Origin of the sequence: Flavobacterium facile, assembly GCF_036321945.1 — a bacterium.
Lineage (GTDB): Bacteria > Bacteroidota > Bacteroidia > Flavobacteriales > Flavobacteriaceae > Flavobacterium > Flavobacterium facile.
Map to the genome: position 1 here is coordinate 182,849 of NZ_JAZAYT010000028.1, position 25,603 is coordinate 208,451.

26 protein-coding genes are annotated in these 25,603 nt (G+C 29.3%); 6 read left to right on the forward strand and 20 right to left on the reverse strand.

Annotation, left to right across the window (positions count from 1 at the left end):
* Positions 1-105 precede the first annotated feature (105 nt).
* From UEQ13_RS15545 to UEQ13_RS15605, 13 genes are all read right to left on the reverse strand, one after another.
* Positions 106-1,149 carry a glycosyltransferase gene (locus tag UEQ13_RS15545; RefSeq protein WP_329804524.1) on the reverse strand — a complete coding sequence of 348 codons (1,044 nt, stop codon included), beginning with the start codon at positions 1,147-1,149 and terminating at the stop codon, positions 106-108.
* 22 nt (positions 1,150-1,171) lie between these two features.
* Entirely contained in the window at positions 1,172-1,876 is a 705-nt protein-coding gene (locus tag UEQ13_RS15550) for a glycosyltransferase (RefSeq protein WP_329804525.1), read from the reverse strand.
* A complete protein-coding gene (locus tag UEQ13_RS15555; RefSeq protein WP_329804526.1) occupies positions 1,873-3,030 on the reverse strand; it encodes a hypothetical protein in 1,158 nt (385 codons plus the stop codon). Before UEQ13_RS15555 ends, UEQ13_RS15550 begins: the two co-directional genes overlap by 4 nt.
* Before the next feature lie 178 nt (positions 3,031-3,208).
* Positions 3,209-3,811, reverse strand: a complete 603-nt coding sequence (locus tag UEQ13_RS15560) for an acyltransferase (RefSeq protein WP_329804527.1) — start codon at positions 3,809-3,811, stop codon at positions 3,209-3,211.
* Between the two features lie 28 nt (positions 3,812-3,839).
* Positions 3,840-5,198, reverse strand: coding sequence for an MATE family efflux transporter (locus UEQ13_RS15565; protein ID WP_329804528.1), 1,359 nt, complete (start codon positions 5,196-5,198; stop codon positions 3,840-3,842).
* A gap of 69 nt (positions 5,199-5,267) precedes the next feature.
* Complete coding sequence (locus UEQ13_RS15570) at positions 5,268-6,584, reverse strand: nucleotide sugar dehydrogenase (protein ID WP_329804529.1); 1,317 nt, start codon at positions 6,582-6,584, stop codon at positions 5,268-5,270.
* Positions 6,585-6,586: 2 nt separating this feature from the next.
* Positions 6,587-6,961: a four helix bundle protein gene (locus tag UEQ13_RS15575; protein WP_329804530.1), complete on the reverse strand. Its 375-nt coding sequence runs from the start codon at positions 6,959-6,961 to the stop codon at positions 6,587-6,589.
* 64 nt (positions 6,962-7,025) lie between these two features.
* A complete protein-coding gene (locus tag UEQ13_RS15580) occupies positions 7,026-8,414 on the reverse strand; it encodes a UDP-glucose 6-dehydrogenase (RefSeq protein WP_329804531.1) in 1,389 nt (462 codons plus the stop codon).
* Positions 8,407-9,408, reverse strand: coding sequence for an SDR family oxidoreductase (locus UEQ13_RS15585; RefSeq protein ID WP_329804532.1), 1,002 nt, complete (start codon positions 9,406-9,408; stop codon positions 8,407-8,409). Before UEQ13_RS15585 ends, UEQ13_RS15580 begins: the two co-directional genes overlap by 8 nt.
* A gap of 5 nt (positions 9,409-9,413) precedes the next feature.
* Complete coding sequence (locus tag UEQ13_RS15590; RefSeq protein WP_329804533.1) at positions 9,414-11,894, reverse strand: exopolysaccharide transport family protein; 2,481 nt, start codon at positions 11,892-11,894, stop codon at positions 9,414-9,416.
* 9 nt (positions 11,895-11,903) lie between these two features.
* Positions 11,904-12,701 carry a polysaccharide biosynthesis/export family protein gene (locus UEQ13_RS15595; protein WP_329804535.1) on the reverse strand — a complete coding sequence of 266 codons (798 nt, stop codon included), beginning with the start codon at positions 12,699-12,701 and terminating at the stop codon, positions 11,904-11,906.
* 135 nt (positions 12,702-12,836) lie between these two features.
* On the reverse strand, positions 12,837-13,457 hold the full coding sequence (recR, locus tag UEQ13_RS15600) for a recombination mediator RecR (protein ID WP_329804536.1): 621 nt from the start codon (positions 13,455-13,457) through the stop codon (positions 12,837-12,839).
* Between the two features lie 73 nt (positions 13,458-13,530).
* Positions 13,531-14,022, reverse strand: coding sequence for a hypothetical protein (locus UEQ13_RS15605; RefSeq protein WP_329804537.1), 492 nt, complete (start codon positions 14,020-14,022; stop codon positions 13,531-13,533).
* Positions 14,023-14,103: 81 nt separating this feature from the next.
* Between UEQ13_RS15605 and UEQ13_RS15610 the strand changes: the two genes are divergently transcribed.
* Together UEQ13_RS15610 and UEQ13_RS15615 are read left to right on the forward strand one after the other, a co-directional pair.
* A complete protein-coding gene (locus UEQ13_RS15610) occupies positions 14,104-15,603 on the forward strand; it encodes a sodium:solute symporter (RefSeq protein WP_329804538.1) in 1,500 nt (499 codons plus the stop codon).
* Positions 15,604-15,629: 26 nt separating this feature from the next.
* A complete protein-coding gene (locus tag UEQ13_RS15615; RefSeq protein WP_329804539.1) occupies positions 15,630-16,178 on the forward strand; it encodes a GNAT family N-acetyltransferase in 549 nt (182 codons plus the stop codon).
* Here UEQ13_RS15615 and UEQ13_RS15620 read toward each other — a convergent pair.
* Positions 16,162-16,518: a CoA-binding protein gene (locus tag UEQ13_RS15620; RefSeq protein WP_329804540.1), complete on the reverse strand. Its 357-nt coding sequence runs from the start codon at positions 16,516-16,518 to the stop codon at positions 16,162-16,164. The two genes, UEQ13_RS15615 and UEQ13_RS15620, sit on opposite strands and share 17 nt — an antisense overlap.
* A gap of 110 nt (positions 16,519-16,628) precedes the next feature.
* Here UEQ13_RS15620 and UEQ13_RS15625 point away from each other — a divergent pair, with 110 nt between their 5' ends.
* From UEQ13_RS15625 to UEQ13_RS15635, 3 genes are all read left to right on the forward strand, one after another.
* Positions 16,629-17,270, forward strand: coding sequence for a MarC family NAAT transporter (locus UEQ13_RS15625; RefSeq protein WP_329804541.1), 642 nt, complete (start codon positions 16,629-16,631; stop codon positions 17,268-17,270).
* Positions 17,271-17,289: 19 nt separating this feature from the next.
* The gene (locus UEQ13_RS15630) at positions 17,290-18,783 is read left to right on the forward strand and encodes a malate:quinone oxidoreductase (RefSeq protein WP_329804542.1); all 1,494 of its coding nucleotides are present in this window, start codon (positions 17,290-17,292) and stop codon (positions 18,781-18,783) included.
* A 103-nt stretch (positions 18,784-18,886) separates the two neighbouring features.
* Entirely contained in the window at positions 18,887-20,326 is a 1,440-nt protein-coding gene (locus tag UEQ13_RS15635; RefSeq protein ID WP_329804543.1) for an SDR family oxidoreductase, read from the forward strand.
* Between the two features lie 49 nt (positions 20,327-20,375).
* Here UEQ13_RS15635 and ctlX read toward each other — a convergent pair whose 3' ends face one another.
* Positions 20,376-21,314: a citrulline utilization hydrolase CtlX gene (gene ctlX, locus UEQ13_RS15640; protein ID WP_329804544.1), complete on the reverse strand. Its 939-nt coding sequence runs from the start codon at positions 21,312-21,314 to the stop codon at positions 20,376-20,378.
* 61 nt (positions 21,315-21,375) lie between these two features.
* The gene (locus UEQ13_RS15645) at positions 21,376-22,290 is read right to left on the reverse strand and encodes a dimethylarginine dimethylaminohydrolase family protein (RefSeq protein ID WP_329804545.1); all 915 of its coding nucleotides are present in this window, start codon (positions 22,288-22,290) and stop codon (positions 21,376-21,378) included.
* A 173-nt stretch (positions 22,291-22,463) separates the two neighbouring features.
* Between UEQ13_RS15645 and UEQ13_RS15650 the strand changes: the two genes are divergently transcribed.
* A complete protein-coding gene (locus UEQ13_RS15650) occupies positions 22,464-22,832 on the forward strand; it encodes a hypothetical protein (RefSeq protein ID WP_329804546.1) in 369 nt (122 codons plus the stop codon).
* A 49-nt stretch (positions 22,833-22,881) separates the two neighbouring features.
* On the opposite strand, the gene UEQ13_RS15655 is transcribed toward UEQ13_RS15650, so the two are convergent.
* The 4 genes from UEQ13_RS15655 to UEQ13_RS15670 all read right to left on the reverse strand — a co-directional run bounded on the left by UEQ13_RS15655 (position 22,882) and on the right by UEQ13_RS15670 (position 25,204).
* Positions 22,882-23,940, reverse strand: a complete 1,059-nt coding sequence (locus UEQ13_RS15655; RefSeq protein WP_329804547.1) for a mannose-1-phosphate guanylyltransferase — start codon at positions 23,938-23,940, stop codon at positions 22,882-22,884.
* A gap of 32 nt (positions 23,941-23,972) precedes the next feature.
* A complete protein-coding gene (locus UEQ13_RS15660) occupies positions 23,973-24,575 on the reverse strand; it encodes a SprT-like domain-containing protein (protein WP_329804548.1) in 603 nt (200 codons plus the stop codon).
* Positions 24,576-24,578: 3 nt separating this feature from the next.
* On the reverse strand, positions 24,579-24,803 hold the full coding sequence (locus UEQ13_RS15665; RefSeq protein WP_329804549.1) for a hypothetical protein: 225 nt from the start codon (positions 24,801-24,803) through the stop codon (positions 24,579-24,581).
* Between the two features lie 89 nt (positions 24,804-24,892).
* Complete coding sequence (locus UEQ13_RS15670; RefSeq protein ID WP_329804550.1) at positions 24,893-25,204, reverse strand: BRO family protein; 312 nt, start codon at positions 25,202-25,204, stop codon at positions 24,893-24,895.
* Between the last annotated feature and the right edge of the window lie 399 nt (positions 25,205-25,603).

Below are 25,603 nucleotides of genomic sequence, written 5' to 3' on the forward strand. Positions count from 1 at the left end.
GGTTATTTCAATATTTTGTTTTTCAATTTCATCAATTAAATAATCTAATAAAATCTTTCCTCCACCATTATTTATAAAAACTGCGTCAAATAAAATCATTGTTAACTATTTTAAGTTGATACTCATTAGTGACGCCGCTGAAGTTTCAGGATTTATTTTTTTACTCAAAACCTTACTTCTTTTTCCCATTTCAATTAATTCTGAATTTGAAGTTAAATCAAATTTCTCAATTGCATTTCTTAAATCCATTTTATCGTTAGCCATAAAGACAAAAGAATTGTAATTATTTATTGCAAAAACAGAATTAGCACCACAAACATTGGAAACCAGTAAAGGTAAACCAGCAGCAGCCATTTCATGAATTACAACACCCCAAGGCTCTGATATGCTAGGTAAAATAAATCCTTGAACATCTTTTAATTCCTCTAAAAGATGTTCTGGTTGTATAAACTCTTTAACAATAATGGCATCTGATTCATGTTTTTTTACTATATCTAACTCTATTCCTCCACCAATTAATTTAAGTTTTAATTTTGATTTTGTTTCATTAATATAGTCTGTAAAAACATTTAATAAAATGTCAATTCCTTTTACTTTATCAAAACGACCGATAAACAATAATGTTTTAAAATCATCATTAACCTCCATTTTGTTGTTTTCTAACAAATTGGTGTTTGCAGAATAGCAATTAAATATTATGTTTTCATTTGAAAAGCCTAATCTTTTTGCGTATTCAAATTGATAAATTCCTGAAACCCATAAATGATCAAAATATTTTTTATGATAAAAGGGAGCAATAATTGTGGCTATTTTTTGTCGAATAGTATTTTTCCATTGTGTATCCATCGCCCCAACAATAGTGACTCCTTTGTTTTTTAAATCTTTACAAATTTCTAAGTATTCTTTATCCATCCAGCCAGAAACTACCACTAAATTTGGAGAAAATTTATTTACAAAATTTACTAATTCTATTTTATTAAAATCTTCTTTATAAAAATAATTTACCTTTTCTGATTTTTCAATTTGATAATTAGATATTTTTTTTTTCCAACTAATCACATTAATTTCTGAACAATAATTTTCAGCCAAAATGTTAATTGTTGGAACATTATATCCCATAATTTCAGAATACAAATAAAGTAGTTTCATAATTTCTTCATTATTTTATAAACTAAAAATTTAAAGTTAATTTATACATTATTTTATGGACAAGGTTCGGATTTCTATTTAATAATTTTCTTTCTTTAAGATATAAATCGTGGTTTAAATCACCTAAAGAGGCACCATATTTTAAGAACTGAGAAAGTGTTTTTCTACAATACCAAAATTTAAAATCATCATTTAGAGCGATATTTATAAAAAAATCTATATCGCCAATAATTCTATAAGTTTCATAATTAAACTTAATTACATCATATATTTTTTTAGAATAAATACTTGATGGCTGAACAAATGGAAGTATTCCTTTCTTTAAAAAATATTTACCGAAAGGATTTGCCTTTTGAAAAGTGATTTTATTTTCATTAGACCAATTAAATTCGGAATTACCATAAACAAAATCAATTTTTTCTGAAATTGCTTTCTTTAGAGCAAATTCATAATTTTGAGAATAGATAATGTCATCACAATTTACCCAAGCTAAATAATCAAATTTAGCATTTTCATATCCTAAATGAATTGCTCCATATAAACCGTTTTTTTCCGTTTGATGAATTACTTTGACATGCGGAAATTTACTAATAATTTGTAAAGTTTTATCAGTTGAACCTCCATCTACAATGATATGCTCAAAAGGAACGGTTAAGGATTGAATAGAAAGAATATTTTTTTCAACAAAACGCTCTCCGTTTAATACGGGTGTAATTATACTTATCATCTTACTACTGTTTTTTTATTTTTTAAATTATTCTCACTTACTAAATATAAAATTATTGCTAAAATAAATAAGTAATACGAAGTTAAAACCATCATATTTGCTACAAATATTGAAATGAAGAATGCAAAGATATCCAAACTAATGTTAAATGTTCTTTTTGCTAATTTAGTGAAAAACAAAATCCACAATAAAATACCTATGACTCCCGATCTCGCTAGTAGATTTATTATAAAACTATGTGGCGCACTATCAATTCTATCTTCATATTCTTTTGAATTGGTTTCTGTTAAAAACTTGGATGAAGGTATACTTATTAAATTTGGCCCAGTTCCTGTTATAATATAATCTTGATTAAAATATAAAAAATTTAAGGCGGCTCTATCAAATATTTCAAAATGACTAAAGAAATTAGGTTCATAAGAATTAACTTTTTCGTTAGCAAACTCATTCTCTTCTAATAAAGTGGCCTCAATTTTCAAAAGTGTATTCTGTCTAAAAAATTCGTCTTGATTTAATAATGAATACAGTAAAAACAGCATTGGTATTCCTAAAATTATAAATTTAATCCTACCAGAAAAAGCAAAATAAATCCCAACACTTATAACAAGCATTAATATTGCTGAAGCTGATAAACTCAGTAACAATCCTAATATTGAAACTAGGAGCCCAATGTTGACTAATCTCTTGTTATCAATATATGTTTTTAAACCTAATAAGGTTAAAAATGTTAAAACACAAACTCTACCAAAAGCTCTTGGTTCTCCATTTAATGCTGTATATCTATCTCCTATAAAGCGGGATTCTGAAAATAAAAAATTCTTAATTACTCCATTAAAACTTACATCAAGAAAAGCAACAATCAAATTTAAAACAATCAAATAAACAATTGATTTAATAACAAAATTCATAGTAATTTTGTTTGTTTTTAACCAAAACACAACTAAAAAAACTAAAAAGAATTCAATTATTATTCTAAAGGTTTGTACAACCGCTCTTCCTTCTGCTTTTTGACTCCAAGAACGAAGTAAATCTTGACTATCTTCCCATGGATGAATATATCCAAAAATAATTGCTAAAATTATTAAGTATAAAATTTCAAAATATAAGGGAAGTAATATCGGATTTATCCTGTTTGAAATTTTAGAAAAATTCATTAAAATAGTTGGAACATAAAATAATGAGATTATAAAATGTAAGGGCAATGAAAATCCAAAAGAAAAAACAATTAAATCATTCATCAAAGAAAATAGCATCAAAACAAAAATCCCCTTTGTGAACTTAGTCATATAAAAACAAAGGAATAACAAAAAGAAAATTAATGAACCTATCATCCTATATTTTTTTTATGAATTGTGCAGGGTTACCTCCCCAAATTTCATTATCAGGAATGCTTTTACTTACAACGCTTCCGGCCCCAATAACAGAATTCACTCCTATGGTAACACCTTTTAAAATGATAGAATTTGCTCCAATAAAACAACCTTGTTTAAGCAGTATAGGTTTTGAAATAATTTTGGCAACATCGTTAACTACTCTATTCTCAAAGTGAATAGGATGAAAATCAGAATCTAAAATTTGAACACCGCCACCTATCATAACATATTTTTCGATTTTTACTTCTTCTAGACTGAAAATGGTTACATTACTCATAGAAACAAAATCTTCAATAGTAACTTTGCCACTTGCACTACAATAAATTGCTGTACGATTGCCATTTCCAACTGGATTTGAATAATTATTACTAGTAATTATTATATCTTTTCCTAAATTAATTTCACCTCTATTAACTAATAATATAAATCCATTAATTATTGGAAACTTTTCATAAGAAACCATTTCAATTTTAAGTTTCAAATAATTGAAAACATACCAAATTGGAAATTTTATGGCATTTTTAATCCTTGCAAGTACTTTAGATAATAAAAAACTAATCATAAATAGTATTCTTTTGTTTATGCAAATTTTATTTATTCCAAATACCAAATGCTTTTTTTGAAATTAACTTTCTAGTTTGAATGAAACAAGAAATCAAAGTTACAAACATATTAATATTAATAGCCATTATAACTCCAATAGTATGTAAATTCATCATTTTTGCTAAAAAATAAGCCAAAGGAATATATACAATACATTGAATTATTGAAACTATTAATGTTAATTGAATTTTTCCAATTCCTGCAATGAAAGCAGAAAAAATAGAAATTCCTGTTATTAAAATAGTATATAATGCAAATTGAAAAGATAATTGAAACGGAATTGAAACTTTATTGCCAATCCATATTTTAAAAACTATTGGTGATATTAACCATAAAACTAATACTCCTATAGAGAATAATATCCATAATTTTAATAAGTTTTTTATCGAATTTTTTATCCAAGTATAATCTTCATTAGAATTAGCATCAGTAAATGCTGTCCAAAAAGGTGTTACAATTATTGTAAAAACAATTTGTGCTGCAGCAAATAACTGAAATGCAATATTGTAAGACGTAACTGAAGATGGACCATATAATCTAGTAATTAAAATACTACTAGATGAAAAAATAATTATACTTGTAATTTGAATAAGAAAAAACTTTAAACCTAATGTCATTAATTCATTAAATGAATTTCTTTTAGGAATAATTTCAAACGAAGGTTTATATTCTTTAAGTTCTTCTTTAAATACTATAAATGTTGCCAAAAAATAAACTATAATTGGCGAAAGCATAAACACGAAAGCAACAATAAATAAATTTATTTTGAAAAAATAATTTATTAGAATAATTACAAGAAAAGAAATAACATTACCTAACAAAACTAAAACATTACTAAATGCTGTTTTTTGTATTGCTAATAAAATAGTTGAAATATTTTTTAGTACCAATTGAAAACAAAAAAGCACAAACACAACTAAAACAATTGTATTTAAATTTTCGCTAATATCAGGATTTACATTTAGTATTTTATACCAATCAAGATAAAAATTAACACACAAAAATAGAATTAAAAATATAGAAGAAATTAAAAAAGTGGAAGAATATAAGGTTTGTACATATTCTTTACCTTTACTATAATTCTTATTTGCAATAGTTTCGGCAAATTTATTTCTAAAACCATTACCTAATCCAATATCCATAATATTGAACCAATTTACTATCGAAAAAATAGTAATCCAAATTCCATATTTTTCATTATTTAATATGGAAATAGTAAATGGAACCAATAAAAAACAAACCAAAACATTTAATCCTTTCGCAACAAAAGAACCCAAAATATTTTTTTTTATGATAAGTGTTCTTTCAGAATCAGCAGTGTTTTTTTTAAAAATATAATTTAACATCTTTACTTATTTAGTAACTTAAAAGAACAATCCTTAAATTAATTATTGAATAGAAACTTAATCTAAAAATTACAATCTTCCGTCAACTTCTGCTGTAAGGAAACCTTTTACATCATAAACAACATTATTACTTTTTGTTAATAAATTGATATCTAAAGTACTAAACACGGTATGAGAAACGCCTAAAATTACGGCATCAAATTGTGATGATGGAATCGTTTTAGTGGTTACAATTCCGTATTCATGAAGTACTTCTTCTGGTTTTGCCCACGGATCATAGATGGTAATATTTATGCCGTATTCTTTCAGAGCGTGAACGATATCTACAATTTTTGTGTTTCGTACATCCGGACAATTTTCTTTGAATGTGATACCTAAAAGCAACAATTCTGCTTTATGCAAAACGATTTCTTTCTTAATCATCAACTTCACAACCTCAGATGCAACATATTCGCCCATACTGTCATTCATACGTCTACCAGCCAAAATAATTTCTGGATGATAACCTGCTTCTATAGCTTTTTGTGCTAAATAATACGGATCAACACCAATACAATGTCCGCCAACCAAACCTGGTTTAAAAGGAAGGAAATTCCATTTTGTACCAGCTGCTTCTAAAACATCTTGTGTATTAATATCTAGAATATTGAATATTTTTGCTAATTCATTTACAAACGCAATATTGATATCACGTTGCGAATTTTCTATAACTTTAGCAGCTTCTGCCACTTTAATTGTGGGTGCTAAATGCGTTCCTGCAGTAATTACACTATTGTATAAAGCATCAACTTTTAAGCCAATTTCTGGAGTGGAACCTGCGGTAACTTTTAAAATTTTATCAACCGTATGTTCTTTATCTCCTGGATTGATTCTTTCTGGTGAATAACCTGCAAAAAAGTCGACATTAAATTTTAATCCTGATAATTTCTCTAAAACAGGCACACATTCTTCTTCTGTTACACCTGGATAAACTGTTGATTCGTAAATCACAATATCTCCTTTTTTTAAGACTTTCGCAACAGTTTCACTCGCTTTATAAAGTGGAGTTAAATCGGGTTTATTGTGTTTATCAACTGGAGTTGGAACCGTCACAATATAATAATTACAATCGGCTATGTCTTCTAATTTATTTGAACAATGTAAATAATTAGTCGTCAATTGTGAATTATGCTTTTTTAAAACCGATTTCAATAAATCTTCTTCAACTTCTAACGTTAAATCGATTCCGTTGTTTAATTCGGAAATTCTTTGCTCATTAATATCAAAACCAATTACAGGATACTTTGTAGCAAACAATCTTGCTAAAGGAAGTCCTACATAACCTAATCCAAGTATGGCGATTTTGTTGTGTGTTGTGTGTTGTGTGTTGTATGTATTTGAATTCATATTTACTTCCAGTTTTTTTCTACGTAAGAAATAAAATTAAAAATTTTACCTCCTAAATTTTCATATTCATTAATATAAGGTTCAAAAATAGAGTTGAACTCCGGATACAAAATAGATATTTTATAAACATGACCTATTGTTTCTAAACAACTACTATGAGAAAAAACTAAAAATCTTATAAAATCCGCTTTATACCTTCTTCTCCCATATCCTTCAATAATATTTGAAACAACACTATCCGAAGAGCGTCGAAGTTGGCTACCTAATTCATATAATTCATGTTTTGGTAATTTTAATGAACTTGGGTGAACTTGTAAAAATAAGTCCAAACTAATCTTATAAATATCTAAATCCTTATAACTTCTAGAATCACTCATAACCCAAAACAAACAACGTAAAACTCATAACCCACAACTCATAACCCACAACTCACAACCCAATCTAACTCCCAATTGCTTGGTAAATAAATCCAATTTTTTCTAATTCAGCTTTGTTCAATAAGTTTCTACCATCAAAAACGAATGCTGGTTTTAACATATTGTCATATATTCTTTGCCAATCGTAAGTTTTAAACTCATCCCATTCTGTTAAAACAGCAATAGCGTGTGCGTTTTTACAAGCATCATAACCATTTGTTTCAATAGAAATGTATTTTTTATTTTCTACATCAGTACGAGTTTCTAAATAATTTAAATCGAAATGAATTTGATTTGCTTCTACTTTAGGATCGAAAACAGCAATATTTGCTTGCTCGCTAATTAAATCATTGGCAACATAAATAGCTGCTGATTCACGAGTATCGTTGGTGTCTTTTTTGAAAGCCCAACCTAAGAAAGCAATTTTTTTACCTGAAACCGTATTATATAAAGTACTAATGATATTTTTTGAGAAACGACGTTTTTGGTGGTCGTTCATAATAATTACTTGCTCCCAATAATCGGCAACTTCATTTAAACCATAAGATTTTGCGATGTATACTAAATTTAAAATATCTTTTTGGAAACAAGAACCTCCAAAACCAACTGATGATTTTAAGAATTTTGAACCAATTCTACTATCTAAACCGATTGCTTTTGCCACTTCATTAACATCAGCTCCTGTTTTTTCACACAATTCACTCATCGCGTTGATAGATGAAACACGTTGTGCTAAAAAAGCATTTGCTGTTAATTTTGATAATTCTGAAGACCAAACGTTTGTGGTTAAAATGTTATCTCTACTTACCCAATTGGCATAGACTTCAACTAACTTATTAATAGCAACTTGACCTTCTGGTGTGGTATCGCCACCAATAAGCACTCTATCTGGAGCGAATAAATCTTCGATTGCTGTTCCTTCCGCTAAGAATTCTGGGTTAGATAAGATTTGAAAATTTACACCATTTCCAGTATGATCTAAAATATCTTTAATCGCTTGAGCTGTTCTTACAGGTAAAGTAGATTTTTCAATAACAATCTTATCCGTTTTAGCTACACGAGCAATTTGTCTGGCACATAATTCGATATATTTTAAATCAGCTGCCATACCTTTACCAACTCCATACGTTTTGGTTGGTGTATTTACTGAAATAAAAATAGCGTCTGCTTCATCTATTGCTTTATCAACTTCTGTTGAAAAAAATAAGTTTCTTCCTCTAGCTTCACCAACCACTGCATCTAAACCAGGTTCGTAAATTGGTAATAAACTTAAATCTTCATGATTCCAAGCGTTTATTCTATCTTGATTTAAATCGACAACAGTAACTTTTATATGCGGACATTTTTGAGCAATTACTGCCATTGTTGGTCCACCAACATAACCTGCGCCAATACAACAAATATTTTTAATCATTTTGTTCTGTTTTTAAATTTTTCCAATACCAATCGATGGATTCTTTAAGTCCTTCTTTAATAGAATATTTCGGATTATAGCCTAATAACTCTTTAGCTTTATCAATACTTGCCAAAGAATGTGGAATGTCTCCACCTCTATTAGGTCCATAAACACAAGAAACATTGTCTATTTCAGAATCGTATGGTGTTAGAAATTCTTTTATATATTTAATTAATTCGTTTAAGGTTGTTCTTTCTCCAAAAGCCGTGTTATATACTTGATTTATCGCTTCTGAATTTTGAGCCTGCAAAGCTAATTCATTCATTTGAATTACATTGTCTATATAAGTAAAATCTCTAGAATAATTCCCATCACCATTAATAACAGGACTTTCGTGATTTATAAACAAGGAGATAAATTTCGGAATAACGGCCGCATAAGCTCCGTTTGGTGTTTGATGACGTCCGAAAACATTAAAATATCTTAATCCGATAGTTTCCATACCGTATGTTTTACTAAAAACATCGGCATATAATTCGTTTACATATTTTGTAATAGCGTAAGGCGATAATGGTTTCCCGATAACATCTTCTACTTTTGGCAAAGCTTCTGAATCGCCATAAGTTGAAGAACTTGCGGCATAAACAAAACGTTTTATATGGGCTTCTTTGGATGCTTGTAACATATTTAAAAAACCAGAAACATTGACTTCATTTGAAGTTATTGGATCATTTATAGAGCGAGGCACACTTCCTAAAGCCGCTTGATGCAAAACATAATCTGCATTTTCAACTGCTTTTTTACAAGTTTCTAAACTTCTAATATCACCTTCAATTAAAGTAAAATTCGGATTGCTTAAAAATATTTCAATGTTATGTTTAAACCCTGTAGAAAAATTATCCAAGCAAACAACTTGGTTTTTGTTTTTTAAAAAATATTCACACAAATTAGAGCCGATAAAACCAGCACCACCTGTGATGACAATTTTTTTATTTTGAATTGAATTGTACACTTAATTTATGAATTATTCTTTTTAGATAAATTTAGCATATCTAAAATTTTCTCTTTTTTAGTTTTTGGTTTTCTTTCTTCTTCATCATAGTAGGCTCCATATCCGTAACCGTAAGCTCCATAACCATATCCGTAACCATATCCATATCCATATTTAGCTTTGTTTTGGAAACCATTGAAGATAATACTTACATTTTTCAATTCACCACGTAGGTGTTTTTCATTAACTACAGAAAGCATTCCTCTTTTGGTGTACGCTTGTCTTACCACATACAAAGTAGCATCTGCAAAATGTGATAATTCTAAAGCATCTGATACTAAACCAACTGGCGGAGTATCTAAAATAATATATTCGTATTTTGTTTTTAAATCGGCGATTAATTCACCCATGGCATCACTCATTAATAGTTCTGAAGGATTAGGAGGAATTGGACCTGATGTAATAATATCTAAATTTGGAATATGCGATTTATAGATAATCTCATCCACTGTTTTTTGCCCAACTAAATAATTTACTACTCCTAAATTATTATCTACTTTGAAATCACCAAAGATTTTAGGTTTTCTTAAATCCAAACCAACAATTACTGTTTTCTTTTCACTTAATGCAAATACAGTTGCTAAATTTATAGAACAAAACGACTTACCTTCACCTGATATGGATGAAGTTAGCATTAAAATTTTAGTTCCTTCCACGTTTTGTTTTTTGGACAAAAATTGCAATGAAGACCTTACAGCTCTAAATGATTCTGCTAATGGCGATTTTGGTTTTTCAAACACAGAAAGGTTATTATCTGTGTTTTTCTTTCCTATAACTCCAATGATTGGAATCTTAGTTAATTGAATAATTTCCTGTGTTGTATTGATATTTGTATCTGCTAAAGCTTTAATTAATACATATAAAAAGGGTAAAAAGAAACCAACAATTATTGCCAATACATAATTTATTGTTCGTTTTGGTCCTCTGAAACCACCACCAACATCTTTTGCTGAATCAATAAACTCTATATCAGAAACACTTGCGGCTTTTACAATATCTGCTTCGCTTCTTTTTTCTAAAAATGTGCTATATATTTTTTCTTTTAAGGAGTATTTCCTTGTAATATCAATATAATCTTGTTCTTTTCCTGGCAATTGACTAATTGACCCTTCTGCTTTATTTATTCTAACATTAATACTCTTTAAATCAATAGACAAGGCAGCTTTTGAACTTTCAATATTGTTTAGTAAAACTTTTTTAACTGATTCCATTTGAGAGTCTAACTCTTTATATGAAATTTGGTTTTTTACAGTATATGTTTTTTCGGCTCTTTCAATTGACAACTGAATTAATCTTGATACATTAGTAATTATATTTGGATCGTCAATTCCTGCAACTGCTGGTGCTGGCAATTTAGAATAATCAGTATTTTTCTCTAAATAACTTTTAAGAAAATTATAAAAGGCTAATTTTCGTTTTACATTGTCTTGTTCTAAATCTAAACTTGAAATTTCCTCTGAAAGTTTTACTCCACCACCTTCTAATTCGTAAACATTCGTGTTTTTTCTAAAATTTTTTAAGTCTGACTCTGTGTTTTTTAATTGTCCTTCTATTACATTTAAAGTACTATCAATAAATCTAATAGTGTTTACGGCAAAAAGATTTTTACTATTTAATTCGTTTTCTCTTAATATAGTAACTGTTGAATTTAAATATTCTACTAAACGTGCTTTATTAGACCCTTGCATATCTAACACAATTACTGAAAGTGCTTTTGAATCAGCAGTTACTCCAATTCCTTTATATGCTCCAACTGTTCCGTTAAAATCATCAAACCTAATATAAATATCTTCATTAAGATTTAATGGTTTTGAGGAATCTAAAGTAATTTGACCATTAAAAAAAGGAAGGTTAATTTCTTGATTAAATTTAAATTTACTAAAAAACTTTTTTCCTGATGTTTTTATTGTACTTGTAGAATAATCGGTATAATGATATAGCATTACTTCTTTAGCTTCCCCAAAATCTACTTCAAATTCAAACTCTGTATTTGAAACTGGTTTTATTCTGATTAGTGTATTTGCTAATTGTCCTCTTTGTTTATTAATTGCGGCTTTAAAAGGAATTGTACCATAAGCGTCAGGATAAAAATAATCTCCTTTTCTTAGATATTGAATATAATATTGTAATTTATCTACAACTTTTTCATTGTGTGTTCGAGAACGTAGCGTAGTAATTACGGTTTGAACTTTATCTGAAGTTCCTCCCCAGTTAAACGTTAAACTTGTATTATTAGAAAACATTGGATTGCTATCATCTTTTACAACAATTGAAGCATCCATTCCGAAAATACTTTCTTTCCTAATATTTACATAATATGCCCAATACATAGCTATTGACATGGAAAGTAAAAATATTTTCCAATGTCCAAGAAGTTTAACAAGAAATGCTTTAATATCAAAACTTGCTCCTTCACTTATTAATTTTATATCTTTTGTATCAAACATATTTTGAAATTATAAATTTTTCACTAATAAATAAGTTGTTGTAATTACTCCAAAAAGCGACAAAACCGTAGTTAGTGTTTGTAAACCGTTTGTTCCAAAACCTGTACTTTTTTGTTTTAATGGTTTTACATAAACATAATCGTTAGGCTTTAAATAAAAATATTGTGAATTGATAACATTTGCATCAGTTAAGTCAATTGTTTCAGATTGGTAACCTGTTGGTATTTTTCTCATTACCACAACTTCTTTCTTATTTCCAGTAATTTTTATATCTCCAGAATTTGCTATTGCTTCTAAAATATTTAATTTATCTTGAAAAACTGTTTTTGTACCAGTTGCTCCAATCTCACCATTAATAGTGTATTTAATTCCAGCTAATTTCACTGTTACAAATAAATTTGAAGCAGGAGTAAAATATTCCTCTAATAACTTTTTTTCAAGCAATTTACTAATATCATCAACGGTTTGACCTTGAACATTAACTAATCCTAAAACGGGTATTCTAATATTTCCAAAACCATCAACTTGATAACCATCAAAATACAATTGATCTTGGTTAACTATACCTGAAGCATTATTTCTTGTTTTACTGAAAATTTCAACTTCTTTTTGGTTATTTGCTCTTATTTCTACAGAAAGTATATCATCAACCTGAAGTCTGTATGGTTTATAAGCATCCGCATTAATCTCAATATCAGCTACTTTTTCTTTGTTTTTCTCTAAATAAAGCGTGTCTTTATAAGGAACACAAGAGGTCAATAATTGAAAAATAAAGAATATTTTTATGGTTTTTATAAAAAATTTCATATTACTTATTTATTGTTTTTTTATTAAAACAGTGCATCACTTTTTATTTATTTAGTATAATCTTGTTATTCTTGCGATATCCTATTAAAATTTAAGATTTTACAAATATACTTTTTCCTTGTTAATTTAAAAGAATTACATCGATTTAATTGAGGACTCAAAGGGAATTCTGTGCAATAAACTTCTTCCAAGTGTTACTTCATCCGCATATTCCAATTCGTCACCCACAGAAATACCTCTGGCAATAGTAGAAACATTTATTTTATACTCTTTTATTTGTTTGAAAATATAAAAATTTGTGGTGTCGCCTTCCATTGTAGAGCTTAAAGCAAAAATAATCTCTGAAACCTTTTGTTGTTTCACTTTTTCAACTAAAGAAATTATGTTTAATTGACTTGGAGAAACACCTTCAATTGGAGAAATTTTCCCGCCTAAAACATGATATATACCTTTATAAATTCTTGTATTTTCAATAGCCATAACATCTCTTACATCTTCCACCACACAAACAATTGAATGATCACGAGTGGCATTATTACAAATTTCGCAAATAGCATTATCTGAAATATTATGACAACTTTGACAATAAATTATTTCGTTTCGCATTTTAGTTAATGCTTCCGTTAGCAATAGAGTTTGCTCACTTGGTTGTTTTAATAAATGCAAAACCAAACGCATAGCAGTTCGTTTACCAATTCCTGGTAACATTGCTACTTCATTAACCGCGTTTTCTAATAATTTTGATGAGAATTCCATTTTGCAAATATATTAAAAAGTAAAAACCTATTCACATTTCTGTAAATAGGTTTATTATAAATTCTATTTCGTTTTATTCGTTAACTTTAGCAGAAATAATGGCTCTTTTAGCTTCTTTACCAAATTTTTCTTTTACTGATGGTTCGTACATTGATGTCACAACAATACATTCGTTTTCATTTGAATGTTTCACTAATACTTCCATAAAAATTTCTTTATCATTTTCTACAGTAATATTACCAGAATAAAAAAACACTTTTTTACCCGCATTATCAAATTCTCCTGTTTTTAAATTTTTAATACCTTCTGAAGGATCTTTTTTCATTTCAGTAATTAGTTCTGAATACTTTTTTGGCACAATCATACCAATTAAAGCCGCTTTTGGTTCATTTGAAAAATAGGCATTTCCTTCGCTTTCAGGATAAATAGATTTATTGAAATCCATATCAATTACAACTTCTGGAGCTATTTCTTCACTACCTTCTCCATCTTGAGCAAAAGCAGTAAGCGACAACATAAATAATGCTAAAAAGTAAAACAACTTCTTTGTAAGTATATTTTTCATCCTTAAATAAATTAATTTTTTCAAATGTAAACAAATATGCTTTGAATTTGCATTATTCTGCTATTTTTGTAAAAAAAACTTATGCAGCCAATTACTATACTTTTATTTTTCTTATCGTACTTTATTGTTTTGTTCGGAATTTCGTATTTCATGAATAAAAAATCTGGAAGCAGTAACGATACTTTTTTTAAAGCCAATAGTAAATCGCCTTGGTATTTGGTAGCATTTGGAATGATTGGAACCGCACTTTCAGGTGTAACTTTTATTTCTGTTCCAGGTGCAGTTGACGCGAATCAGTTTGCTTATTTTCAATTTATTTTAGGAAATGCTATTGGTTTTGTTATTGTAGCAACCGTTTTATTACCTTTATATTACAGATTAAATCTGACATCAATTTACACCTATATTGAACAACGATTAGGTTATTTTAGTTATAAAACGGCTTCATTTATTTTCCTATTGAGTCGAACAATTGGCTCTGCTTTCAGATTGTATCTGGTTGTTTTAGTGTTACAACATTTTGTTTTCGATAAATTTGGAATTCCTTTTTCAGCAACAGTTTTAATTAGTTTAGGGTTAATTTTTGCTTACACTTATAAAGGCGGATTGAAAACCATTATCATCACAGATACTTTACAAACTGTGTTTTTAGTGAGTTCTGTTTTCTTTACGATTTATTTTGTTTGTGACAGTTTAAATTTTGGATTAAGCGAAGCCATTGCAGAAATTGACAAATCAAAATATTCTAAAATTTTCTTTTTTGAAGATTTCATTGGTTCAGGGCAACATTTTATAAAACAAATTTTAGGTGGAATTTTCGTAACCATCGCCATGGTTGGATTAGACCAAGATTTGATGCAGAAAAACCTGAGTTGCAAAAACATCAAAGAAGCTCAAAAAAACATGTTCACTTTTACAGGGATTTTTGTAGTTATTAATTTATTTTTCTTAAGTGTTGGAGCCCTATTATATTTATATGCTTCAAAAAACAACATTCCAGTTCCAACATTAAATGGCGCTGTGAGAACCGATTTATTATTTCCTGAAATTGCCTTCAATCATTTTGCACTTGTTCCGGCTGTGGTTTTTTTATTAGGATTAACTGCTGCAACTTTCGCTACAACAGATTCTGCTTTAACAGCATTAACGACTTCTTTTTGTATTGATTTCTTAGGAATGGAGAAAAAGGAAGAAACTAAAAACACAGTAAAAACTAGACATTTGGTTCATATTGGTTTTTCTTTGGCCATTTTTGTGGTGATAATGATATTTAACTCGTTAACCAATCAATCAGTTGTAAAACTAATTTTCAAAGTCGCGTCTTATACTTACGGACCTTTATTAGGATTATTTGCTTTTGGAATTTTGGTTAAAAATCGTTCTGTAAAAGATAAATTAGTGCCTTTTATTTGTTTGCTATCACCAGCAATTACTTATTTAATTAGTATGAATTCTGGAATTGATGCAGAAGCTCCAAAACTAATTCCTTACGCTTTCGCAGAAGAATTAATCATAGTAAACGGATTGATAACTTTTATTGGTTTGTATTTAATTAGCAAGAAGTTTGAACAAACAACTTAATATTTTCTCAAACTAAAATCAATAAATTGAAAGTTCAAATATTACAAATAGATCAACTTCAAACCGAAAGATTACTACTTATTCCTTTTACTTCACAAATTTGCAAGAATCTGATTCGTAACGATTTTAGTGATTTGTATTCTATCGGTTTAAAAAGAGGAAAAAATTGGCCTGATGATGATGTTTTAGAAACCTTACCAAAAATAAGCAATAATTTATCTTTAGTTGAAGCACCAACAGGATTTGAATCTTGGATGATTATTAAAAATGAAACCTTTGAAATAATTGGAGATCTCGGATTTAAAGGGTTTAATTACGAAAAAGAAAATATTGATATTGGTTATGGAATTATTAAAGAAGAAAGAGGAAATGGCTATGCAGAAGAAGCCACAAAAGTCCTTATAAAATGGGCTTTTACCCAAGATATCGTTAAAGAAATAACGGCTCGCTGCTTGATTGACAATACAAGTTCTATCAAACTTCTTAAAAAACTAAATTTCGACATAACTAAAAATGACAATGAAATGATTTATTGGTCATTACAAAAGGTCAATAAATTTAATACTGATTCGTAGCCAACAAAACCAAGGTACAAGCGACTTCGAAGTCAATATTATTTTTCTTTAATATTTCATAAAACTCTGGATTTTCCGTTCCTGGATTGAAAACTACACGTCTTGGTTTTAAGGAAATAATATAATCATAATATTCCTCTTGATTTTTCGGATTTAAATATAACGTAACCGTATCAATTCCGCTAAAAGGAACTTTTGTTGTTTCAATTTTCACATCTAAAGCCATGCCTTCTTTTGTACCTATAGCTACAACTTGATGACTTTTATCAATTAAACTATGAATCGCTTTATAAGCATATCGTTCTTTGTTGGTGGTTGCGCCTAATACTAAAGTTTTCATATAATAAGATTTTATTTTTATCTAAATTACTAAATGTTTTTTAATTTACATTTATATAATTCTATTTTAAATTCTATCTTTGATTAACAAGATATATTTGCAAAAAAACTATGGACATTTTTATTTATTTATTTGTTGCTTTATTTTCCGTTTTAAATCCAATTGGAACTGTTCCAATATTTGTAGGATTAACTCAAGGCTACACTTCTTCTGAACGCTCAAAAACTTCACTTGTCACTTCAATCAATGTCTTTATTATTTTAATGATCTCTTTTTTTGTGGGTCAATACGTTTTATCCTTTTTCGGAATAACGATTACTGCTTTACGAATTGCGGGTGGAATTATCATTGCAAGTTCCGGTTTCTCCTTATTAAATGGAAATTTTAGCAAGAATAAAGGGATCAATAAAAAAGTACAAAAAGAAGCTGAAGCCCGTCAACATATTGCCTTAACACCTTTAGCCATGCCAATGTTAGCTGGTCCGGGTTCCATTTCTCTATTAATTGCTTATTATCAAGAATTAAGCGAATCAGGCGATGTAATTACAACAACGGAAATCTTGTTTTCTTGTTTGGCTATTTTAGCTGTTGCTGCTTTAATTTATATCGTTTTAAGAAGTGCACACTATTTAGCTAAGATATTAGGTTCATCAGGAATCGTGGCAATTTCAAGAATCATTGGTTTCTTAACAATTGCAATTGGTATTCAGTATATTATTAGTGCTACTTTAAGTATTATTAGAGGAATTTAAAGCTTATAATTTTAAAAAAATGTCAGAAAAATTAAGATTAGAATCAGATATTGTTTTAATTGGAGCAGGAATAATGAGTGCCACATTAGGGCTTTTACTAAAAGAACTAAACCCAAAATGTACCATTCATATTTTTGAAAGATTAGACAGAGCCGCAACAGAAAGTTCTGATGCTTGGAATAACGCTGGTACTGGTCATTCTGCATTTTGTGAATTAAACTATACGCCACAATTAGCTGATCATAGCATTGACATTTCGAAAGCTTTAAAAATTAGTGAATCCTTTGAAGTTTCACGACAATTTTGGAGTTATTTAATTAAAAAAAAACTTCTAAAAAACCCTAAAACTTTTATTCGAAAAGTACCTCATATGAGTTTTGTTTGGGGAAATGAAAATATAGAATTCTTACACAATAGATATCTAAAATTAAAAGAATATCCATTATTTGCAGGCATGCAATTTTCAACAAATACAAAAATTATTTCAGAATGGGCGCCTCTGATAATGGAAAATCGAAAAACTTCAGACACAATAGCTTGCACTAAAATGGATGAAGGTACTGATGTGAATTTTGGTTCGTTAACCAGAAGTATGTTTCAATATTTAAGCTCTTTAGAAGGTGTGCACATCCATTATAATCATGAAGTTAAGAAATTAAAAAAAACGGATGATAACAAATGGCGCATAAAAATTGAGAATCTAACTCAGAACTCGAAAGTAAGAACAATTACTTCTTTCGTATTTATTGGTGCTGGTGGAGGATCTTTACTACTATTGGAAAAAGCTAATATCCCAGAAGGTGAAGGATATGGTGGTTTCCCTGTAAGTGGACAATGGTTAAAATGCACTAATCCTGAGGTCATTGCTAAACACCAAGTTAAAGTTTACGGAAAAGCTTCAGTTGGAGCACCACCAATGAGTGTGCCTCATATTGACACGAGAATAATTGATGGTAAAAAAGCCCTATTATTTGGACCATATGCCGGATTTTCTACAAAGTTTTTAAAAAACGGCTCTTATTTAGATTTATTTGATTCTATTCAAATTAGTAATTTAAAACCAATGATTGGAGCTGGAATTTCAAATATTTCATTAACCAAATATTTAATTGAACAAGTCTTTCAATCTGATGAGGACAGAATGAATGCTTTAAAAGAATATGTTCCATCTGCAAAAGAAGAAGATTGGACACTTGAAAATGCTGGACAACGTGTTCAAGTAATTAAAAAAGATGAAAACGGGAAAGGTATTTTAGAATTTGGAACAGAAGTAATTGCATCAAAAGATGGGTCTTTAGCAGCCTTATTAGGAGCTTCACCTGGAGCTTCTACAGCAACTTCAATTATGCTTGAATTACTTGAAAAATGTTTTCAAAACGAGATGAAATCTGAAGCTTGGCAAAATAAATTAAAAGAAATAATTCCTGCTTTTAACGAAAAATTAAATAACAATTTAACTCGTGCTCAAGAAATAAGAAATTTTACTAATACCACTTTAGAATTAAACACTTAAATATTTAGTATTTAAACCAAAATATTTTAAGAAAATTCAATTTTAACTTTTGTTTGACCTTAATAAAGATTAAAATATCGTAATTTCATATAAATAATTCTGTATGAAGATTTTACTAACTGGTGCCAATGGTTATGTTTCTAGACGATTATTACCTGAACTATTACTTTTAGGTCATGAAGTAGTGTGCGCAGTTAGAGACAAAAACCGATTAGGAATTGACGACGAAATGTTGCAAAAAATTTCCATCTGGGAAGTTGATTTCACAAAACCTCATGAAGAAACAGCTATCTTAAATGATGTAGATATTGCTTATTACATGATTCATTCTATGTCGACCTCAATCGGAGATTTTGATGAATTAGAAAAAACTTCAGCTAAAAATTTTAATAAATATTTAGATAACTCTGCTATCAAACAAGTGATTTATTTGAGCGGTATTGTCAATAATAATTCCCTATCCAAACATTTACAATCTCGTTTAAATGTAGAACAAATTTTATTTTCTGGAAATTATAATTTAACGGTTTTACGAGCTGGAATTATTGTAGGTTCTGGAAGTTCTTCTTTTGAAATTATTAGAGATTTATGTGAAAAATTACCCTTGATGATTGCTCCAAAATGGGTGTTAACTCGAACACATCCTATTGCGATTAGAGATGTTTTAAAATATTTAATTGGCGTTATTGAAAATCCGAAAACGTATAATAAATCTTTTGATGTTGCCGGACCAAACATTCTGACCTACAAACAATTGATGGAACAATATGCTGAAGTTAGAAACTTGAATTTAAAAGTTTATAATTTCCCATTAATGACTCCGCGATTGTCATCATATTGGTTATTTTTCGTCACCTCAACATCTTATTATTTAGCGGTGAATTTAATTAACAGTTTGAAAGTAGAAGTGATTGCAAAAGATTCGGAAATAAAAAAAATCATTCCGTTTGAAGGCACTACGTATAAAGAAGCGATACGATTAGCGTTTGATAAAATTGAACAAAATTCTGTTATTTCAAGTTGGAAAGACAGTTTAACTAGTAGCAGATTGAATCAGCCACTTTCTAATTATATTCAAATTCCAAAATATGGTTGTTTTAAAGATAAAAAAAGAATCAAAATCACCAATGTAGAAAACACAATAGAAAACATTTGGTCTATTGGTGGTCATCGAGGTTGGTATTATGCGACTTGGATTTGGAATTTACGTGGAATTCTTGATAAAGCCTTTGGAGGAATTGGCATTCGTAGAGGAAGAACTCATCCCTCACAATTAGACAATGGAGATGCTTTAGATTTTTGGCGTGTTTTATTAGCCGATAAAGAAAATAAACGTTTGTTACTATTTGCCGAAATGAAAGTTCCCGGTGAAGCTTGGCTAGAATTTAGAATTGACAAAACCAACACCTTACATCAAACGGCAACATTCCGACCACACGGTATTTGGGGTAGATTATATTGGTATGCTATGTTACCGTTTCATTATTTTATTTTCGATGGGATGATAAAAAATATAAACAAGTTTAAAACCACATCTAAATAAAAAATCCCGATTTCTTATTTGAAATCGGGATTTTTTATCCTTTTATTTGTTATTCTACTTTCGGTAAGAAAACCTCAGCCATCATGCAACGAGCGCTTCCACCACCGCATGCTTCAATAATATCTAAACTCGCGTGTAAAATTTCGCAGTGTTTTTCAATTTTATCGATTTGAGCTTTCGTTAAACTTTGGTAAGCCGAATTACTCATTACTAAATAACGCTTGTCATCCTTACCACGAACTTGCAACATGTTTCCAGCGAAATTGTTTACTTGTTCTTCTGTGATTAAAATAATTTCTTTTCCATCCGCTTTTAGGTTTTCTAAGACCATTTTACGTTCTTTTTTATCATCAATACAATCTGAGCAGATTACTGCAAAAGTTTCTGCAATACACATCATTACATTGGTATGATAAATCGCTTTTCTTTCCCCATTAACAGTTTGGAACGCTTCGAAAATAATTGGCGACATGTCAAAATCTTCACAAAACTCAATGAATAATTCTTCATCAGCTCTTGGAGAAAGGGCGCAATATGCTTTATTGAATTCTCTATCTAAAATTAAACTTCCTGTTCCTTCTAGATAAATATTATCTTCTTCTGCAGAAGTATAATCCATAATTTCAGTGATTTCGAAACCTTTATCTTCTAAAACATCTAAAATATCTTCTCTTCTTTCTAACCTTCTGTTTTCGGCAAACATTGGATATAAAGCTACATCACCAGTTTCGTGAAAAGAAATCCAATTGTTCGGAAAAATACTATCTGGTGTATCTGGTTCTTTTTTATCTTGAATCACAATTACATTAATACCAACGCTTTTTAGTTTTTCAACATAAGCATCAAATTCTTGTACTGCTTTGAAATTAACCGTTTCTGGTGTTAAATCATCTAAAACTTTTTGATAATAGTTGTTCACAGCTGTTTGTTCGTTCATACGAAACGCCACTGGACGAATCATTAATATGGTGTTGGTAGTTTGTTTCATGTTTTTTTGTTTAAAGTTTCAGGTTTCAGTTTTTACAACGTAAAACTTGATACAAATTTATTTAATCTCTAATTAAAGGTAAAGTTGAACAACGTAAAAGTCCTTCTTGTTTTGAAATTTCTGCGTATGGAATTTCTTCAACTGTAAATCCGTTTTGTCTTAACCAATTGTTTAATCTGGTAAAATTTTTCTCAGACACAATAACATCAGGTGCAATTGAAAAAACATTGGAATTCATATGATACATTTCTTCACGTTCGATATGAAATAAATTTTCTTTTCCGAAAAGGTTCACTAAAAACATATAATCGGCTTCTTCACGGAAACCACTTTTGTAGACAATTCCTTTATTTGTTCCAATCGGTTGAAAACAACAATCTAAATGTAGCGCATTATCTCTAGGCTCAATTTTTGATTTCACTAAATCGAATGCTTTCACTTTTTTATTTGGAAATAAATCTTGAATATATTGCACACCTTCCATATTAGTACGAGCTGTAATATAATCCTTATAATCTGAACCTTTGTAAGTTCCGATAAAAATATAGTCGTTCCAAGGCATTACATCACCACCTTCAATATGCACTTCATCTGGCGGTCGTACTACTTTTTTAGGATCAATTTGATCAATTACATATTGTATAGCGTCTAATTCACGTTCTCTATCTGGCAAAATATTGGCTTTTATAAAAATATCATCGATTACAAATCCAATATCACGAGAGAAAATTTGATTGTAATTTTTAATAATTTCAGGACGAAATACTTTTACATCATATTTTTGAAAAACTGCATTAAACGCTTCCATTTCAGCAACCATATCTGCTTCTATTGGATAAGTACCCGCTTTAATGTGTTCTAATGATTTTGGATCATAAGCTTCTTCAATTGTAGGTGTTGGACCGTTATTTACTGCTATCCCTAACACAACTGCTCGTAATCTTGATGTTTCGTTTTTTACATTTAATGATAACATATAGCGATTTTTTACAAATATAGAAAATTGAAAACGATTGAGAAAGTTTGAAAGTTGCTTTTACATTAATTATTCAATTGTTAGCAAATTATTAATTTTTATTACCAAAAATTTTTATGTTGCATATTGATTACTAATATTTTATCTTTGAAAAAACTAAAAATTAATTTACTATGGGATTATCAAATTTTTTTAGCTCTTTGTTTGGAAAAGCTAAACAAACTGCAGAAAGTGCAAGTGAAAATATTTCTGAATTTGCAGATTCGGCAATGGATAAAGCTACAGAAGTTGTGGCTGATGTAAAAGAAAAAGTAGAAGAAGCAGCAGAAACGGCTTCTGCAAAATTAGAAGAAATGGGTGTGCCAGAACAAGTTTCTCAATTGGTAGATTCAGCAAAAGATAAAATCGCTGAAGCAACAGATTGGACAGAAGAAAAAGCGGCAGTTGCTAAAGAAAAAATAGCTGAAGTTGTGGAAACAGTTGAAGCGAAAGTAGAAGACTTAAAAGGAAACAAAGAAGAAACTCCTACTGAAGAAGCATAAAAAATATGAAAATAAATTAAAAAGGCTCCGAAAATTCGGAGCCTTTTTTTTATAGATTTAGTTTACCTACAATTTTCTTAATATCTTGTTCTTTAGATTTCGGATAAATGAATAAAACACCTTCTTTATCTACAATTATATAATCTTTTAAACCATCAATGACAACCAATTTTTTTCCTTCGGTTCTGATGATGTTATGTGTAGCATTTTCTAAATAAACAGTAGCATTAACAATGGCGTTATTTGCTTCGTCTTTGTCTAATTTATCGTATAATGAACCCCAAGTTCCTAAATCATTCCAATCAAAAGTAGCCGACAAAACAAACACATTTTGAGCTTTTTCTAAAATAGCATAATCGATGGAAATATTTTCTGCTAACGGATAATTTTCTGCAATAAATTCTTTTTCATCAGGTGTATTGTAGGCATCATATCCTTTTAAGAAATGTTCGTACATTTCTGGTTGAAACTTTTCAAAAGCCGTAACTATTGATTTCACACTCCAAATAAAAATTCCTGCATTCCACAAGAAATTTCGACTTTGAATGAATTTTTGAGCCGTTTTATAATCTGGTTTTTCTCTAAATTGCACTACTTTTTTAATCAGTCGAGAATCTAGTTTATCGTACTCAATATAACCATAACCTGTATTTGGAAAAGTAGGCAAAATACCTAAAGTCATTAAAGTATCTTGTGTTTCACAATGATTGAATGATTGTTTTAAGTTGGCTGCAAATTGCATTTCGTCTTCAATCCAATGGTCACTTGGCGCCACTAAAATTAAGGCATCTGGATTTAGTTTTTTAATTTTTAAAGAAGCGTACAAAATACAAGGTGCTGTATTTCGCATGGCTGGTTCTAAAATAACTTGTTCTTGTTTTACAGAAGGCAATTGTTCTAAAACTATATCGTTATAACTTTCGTTTGTTAAAATTAAAATATTTTCTTTTGGAATAATTTGCGATAAACGACTAAAAGTTTTCTGAATTAGCGTTTCACCCGTTCCTAACATATCATGAAATTGCTTTGGATATTCAGCCGTACTCACTGGCCAAAATCTTGAACCCACTCCACCTGCCATTAATATGGCGTAATAATTTTTATTCATCTATTTTGAATTTTAAAGCTTTTAAATTTGCTTTAATTTGAAATCACTTCTACTTCTGCATTCGGTTGAAACAAGAACATTCTACCTGAACTTACTTCTAAACATTCGTATCGTTTGACACGTAATGCAATCTTTTTAAAAACTTTTCCGTTTTTAATTCGGAACACGCTTCCAAACGGAATTTCAAAGATATAATTATTCTCTGTATTTCTTTCATCAAATTGTTTTAAAGCTAAAGACAAAGTTGCGTCTGTATCAGAACTGGCTTTCGGATTTCTAAAATGCCTTGCCATTAAAGGTAAAATTTGATGTGGGAAAATTTCCGGACGAATAAATGGAACCATTAAATGTTGAAACGTAATTTTCCATTCGGTTCCGTGCGGTAAAATGTTTCTACCGTATTTTTCAAAAGCTACCAAATGTGCGATTTCGTGAATTAATGTCATTAAAAAACGATATTTATTCAAATTCGCATTTACGGTAATTTGATGAAAACCATCAGGATGTCTACGATAATCACCATGACGTGTATTTCGTTCATTGACAATTTTCAAGTGCACCTGATTTTGTTTAATCAGTTCGAAAACTGGTTCCACTGCGTGTTCTGGTAAATATTTTTGTAAAACGTCTGACATTAATTATTTATCGTTATTCTTTAATCCTAATATTGATTTGGCATTACTTTCCGTTATCACTTTTTTTCCAGTTTTTGCTTCTAATTCTTTTCTAGCAACATTAGCTACATTTCCACCTTGTTCAGCTACTATTTTATTTTCTTCAAAAGTCTCTGTATTTACTGCTTGCGAAATATCTTTTGCTGATGCTTCTGCCAACATATTTAAAATCAACTCGATATTTGTCATGTTGTCCCGAAGATTCTCTTTCTTTAAACCTTTTAATACTTTATATTCTTTTGTTGTTTTATCTGACCAAGTTTTTGAAATTATATAGGTTAAAATTGAAATTGTTGCCCTTCTTTTAAACCTCTATTTTTCCATTCACCCGTTAATTCTTTTCGAATTTCAATACTTTTTAAGCGTTGATTTATCCAATTTTCAGAATAACCTAATTGTAAGTATTGTTCCAAAGCTCTATCAATTGAAAGTTCTGGATCTTGCATTTCATCTAATCGTTCTGCCACAATTTGTGCTAGCCAAAGCTTAAATGGCTCTGCTTTTGGCGATGGAACAGATTGAATTAATCGAAATAATTGCTCTGTATCAGCAACATCCGTTTTGTAAAATTTACCATCTGAGGATTGCATTTTCAGTTGACTACAATTTGTAGCCAACTCACTACCTTCTTTTTTTAGACGAAGTTTTAAAACACTCCAATACTTCCTAGCGTTAGAACTTCTATTAAATCAATAACAGAAATAAACCATTTTTCTTGTTCAGCATCCCAAACAGTTCTTACTTTTTATTTTCAAATAATTGAATGGCGTTTTCATTTTTCATATTTTGGCGTGTAAATTAATAATACTTATTTTGAACTCTTACAAATTTATCTATTTTTGTCAAACTACTAATATGTTTTTTCATGAATTTAGAAATAAAAGAATATTATAACAATTTAGCTTCATCTTATGACATCAATAGGTTTGAAAATTCATATGGTAAATTTATTGATTCGCAAGAAAGATTATTTCTATCTAATTGTTTAA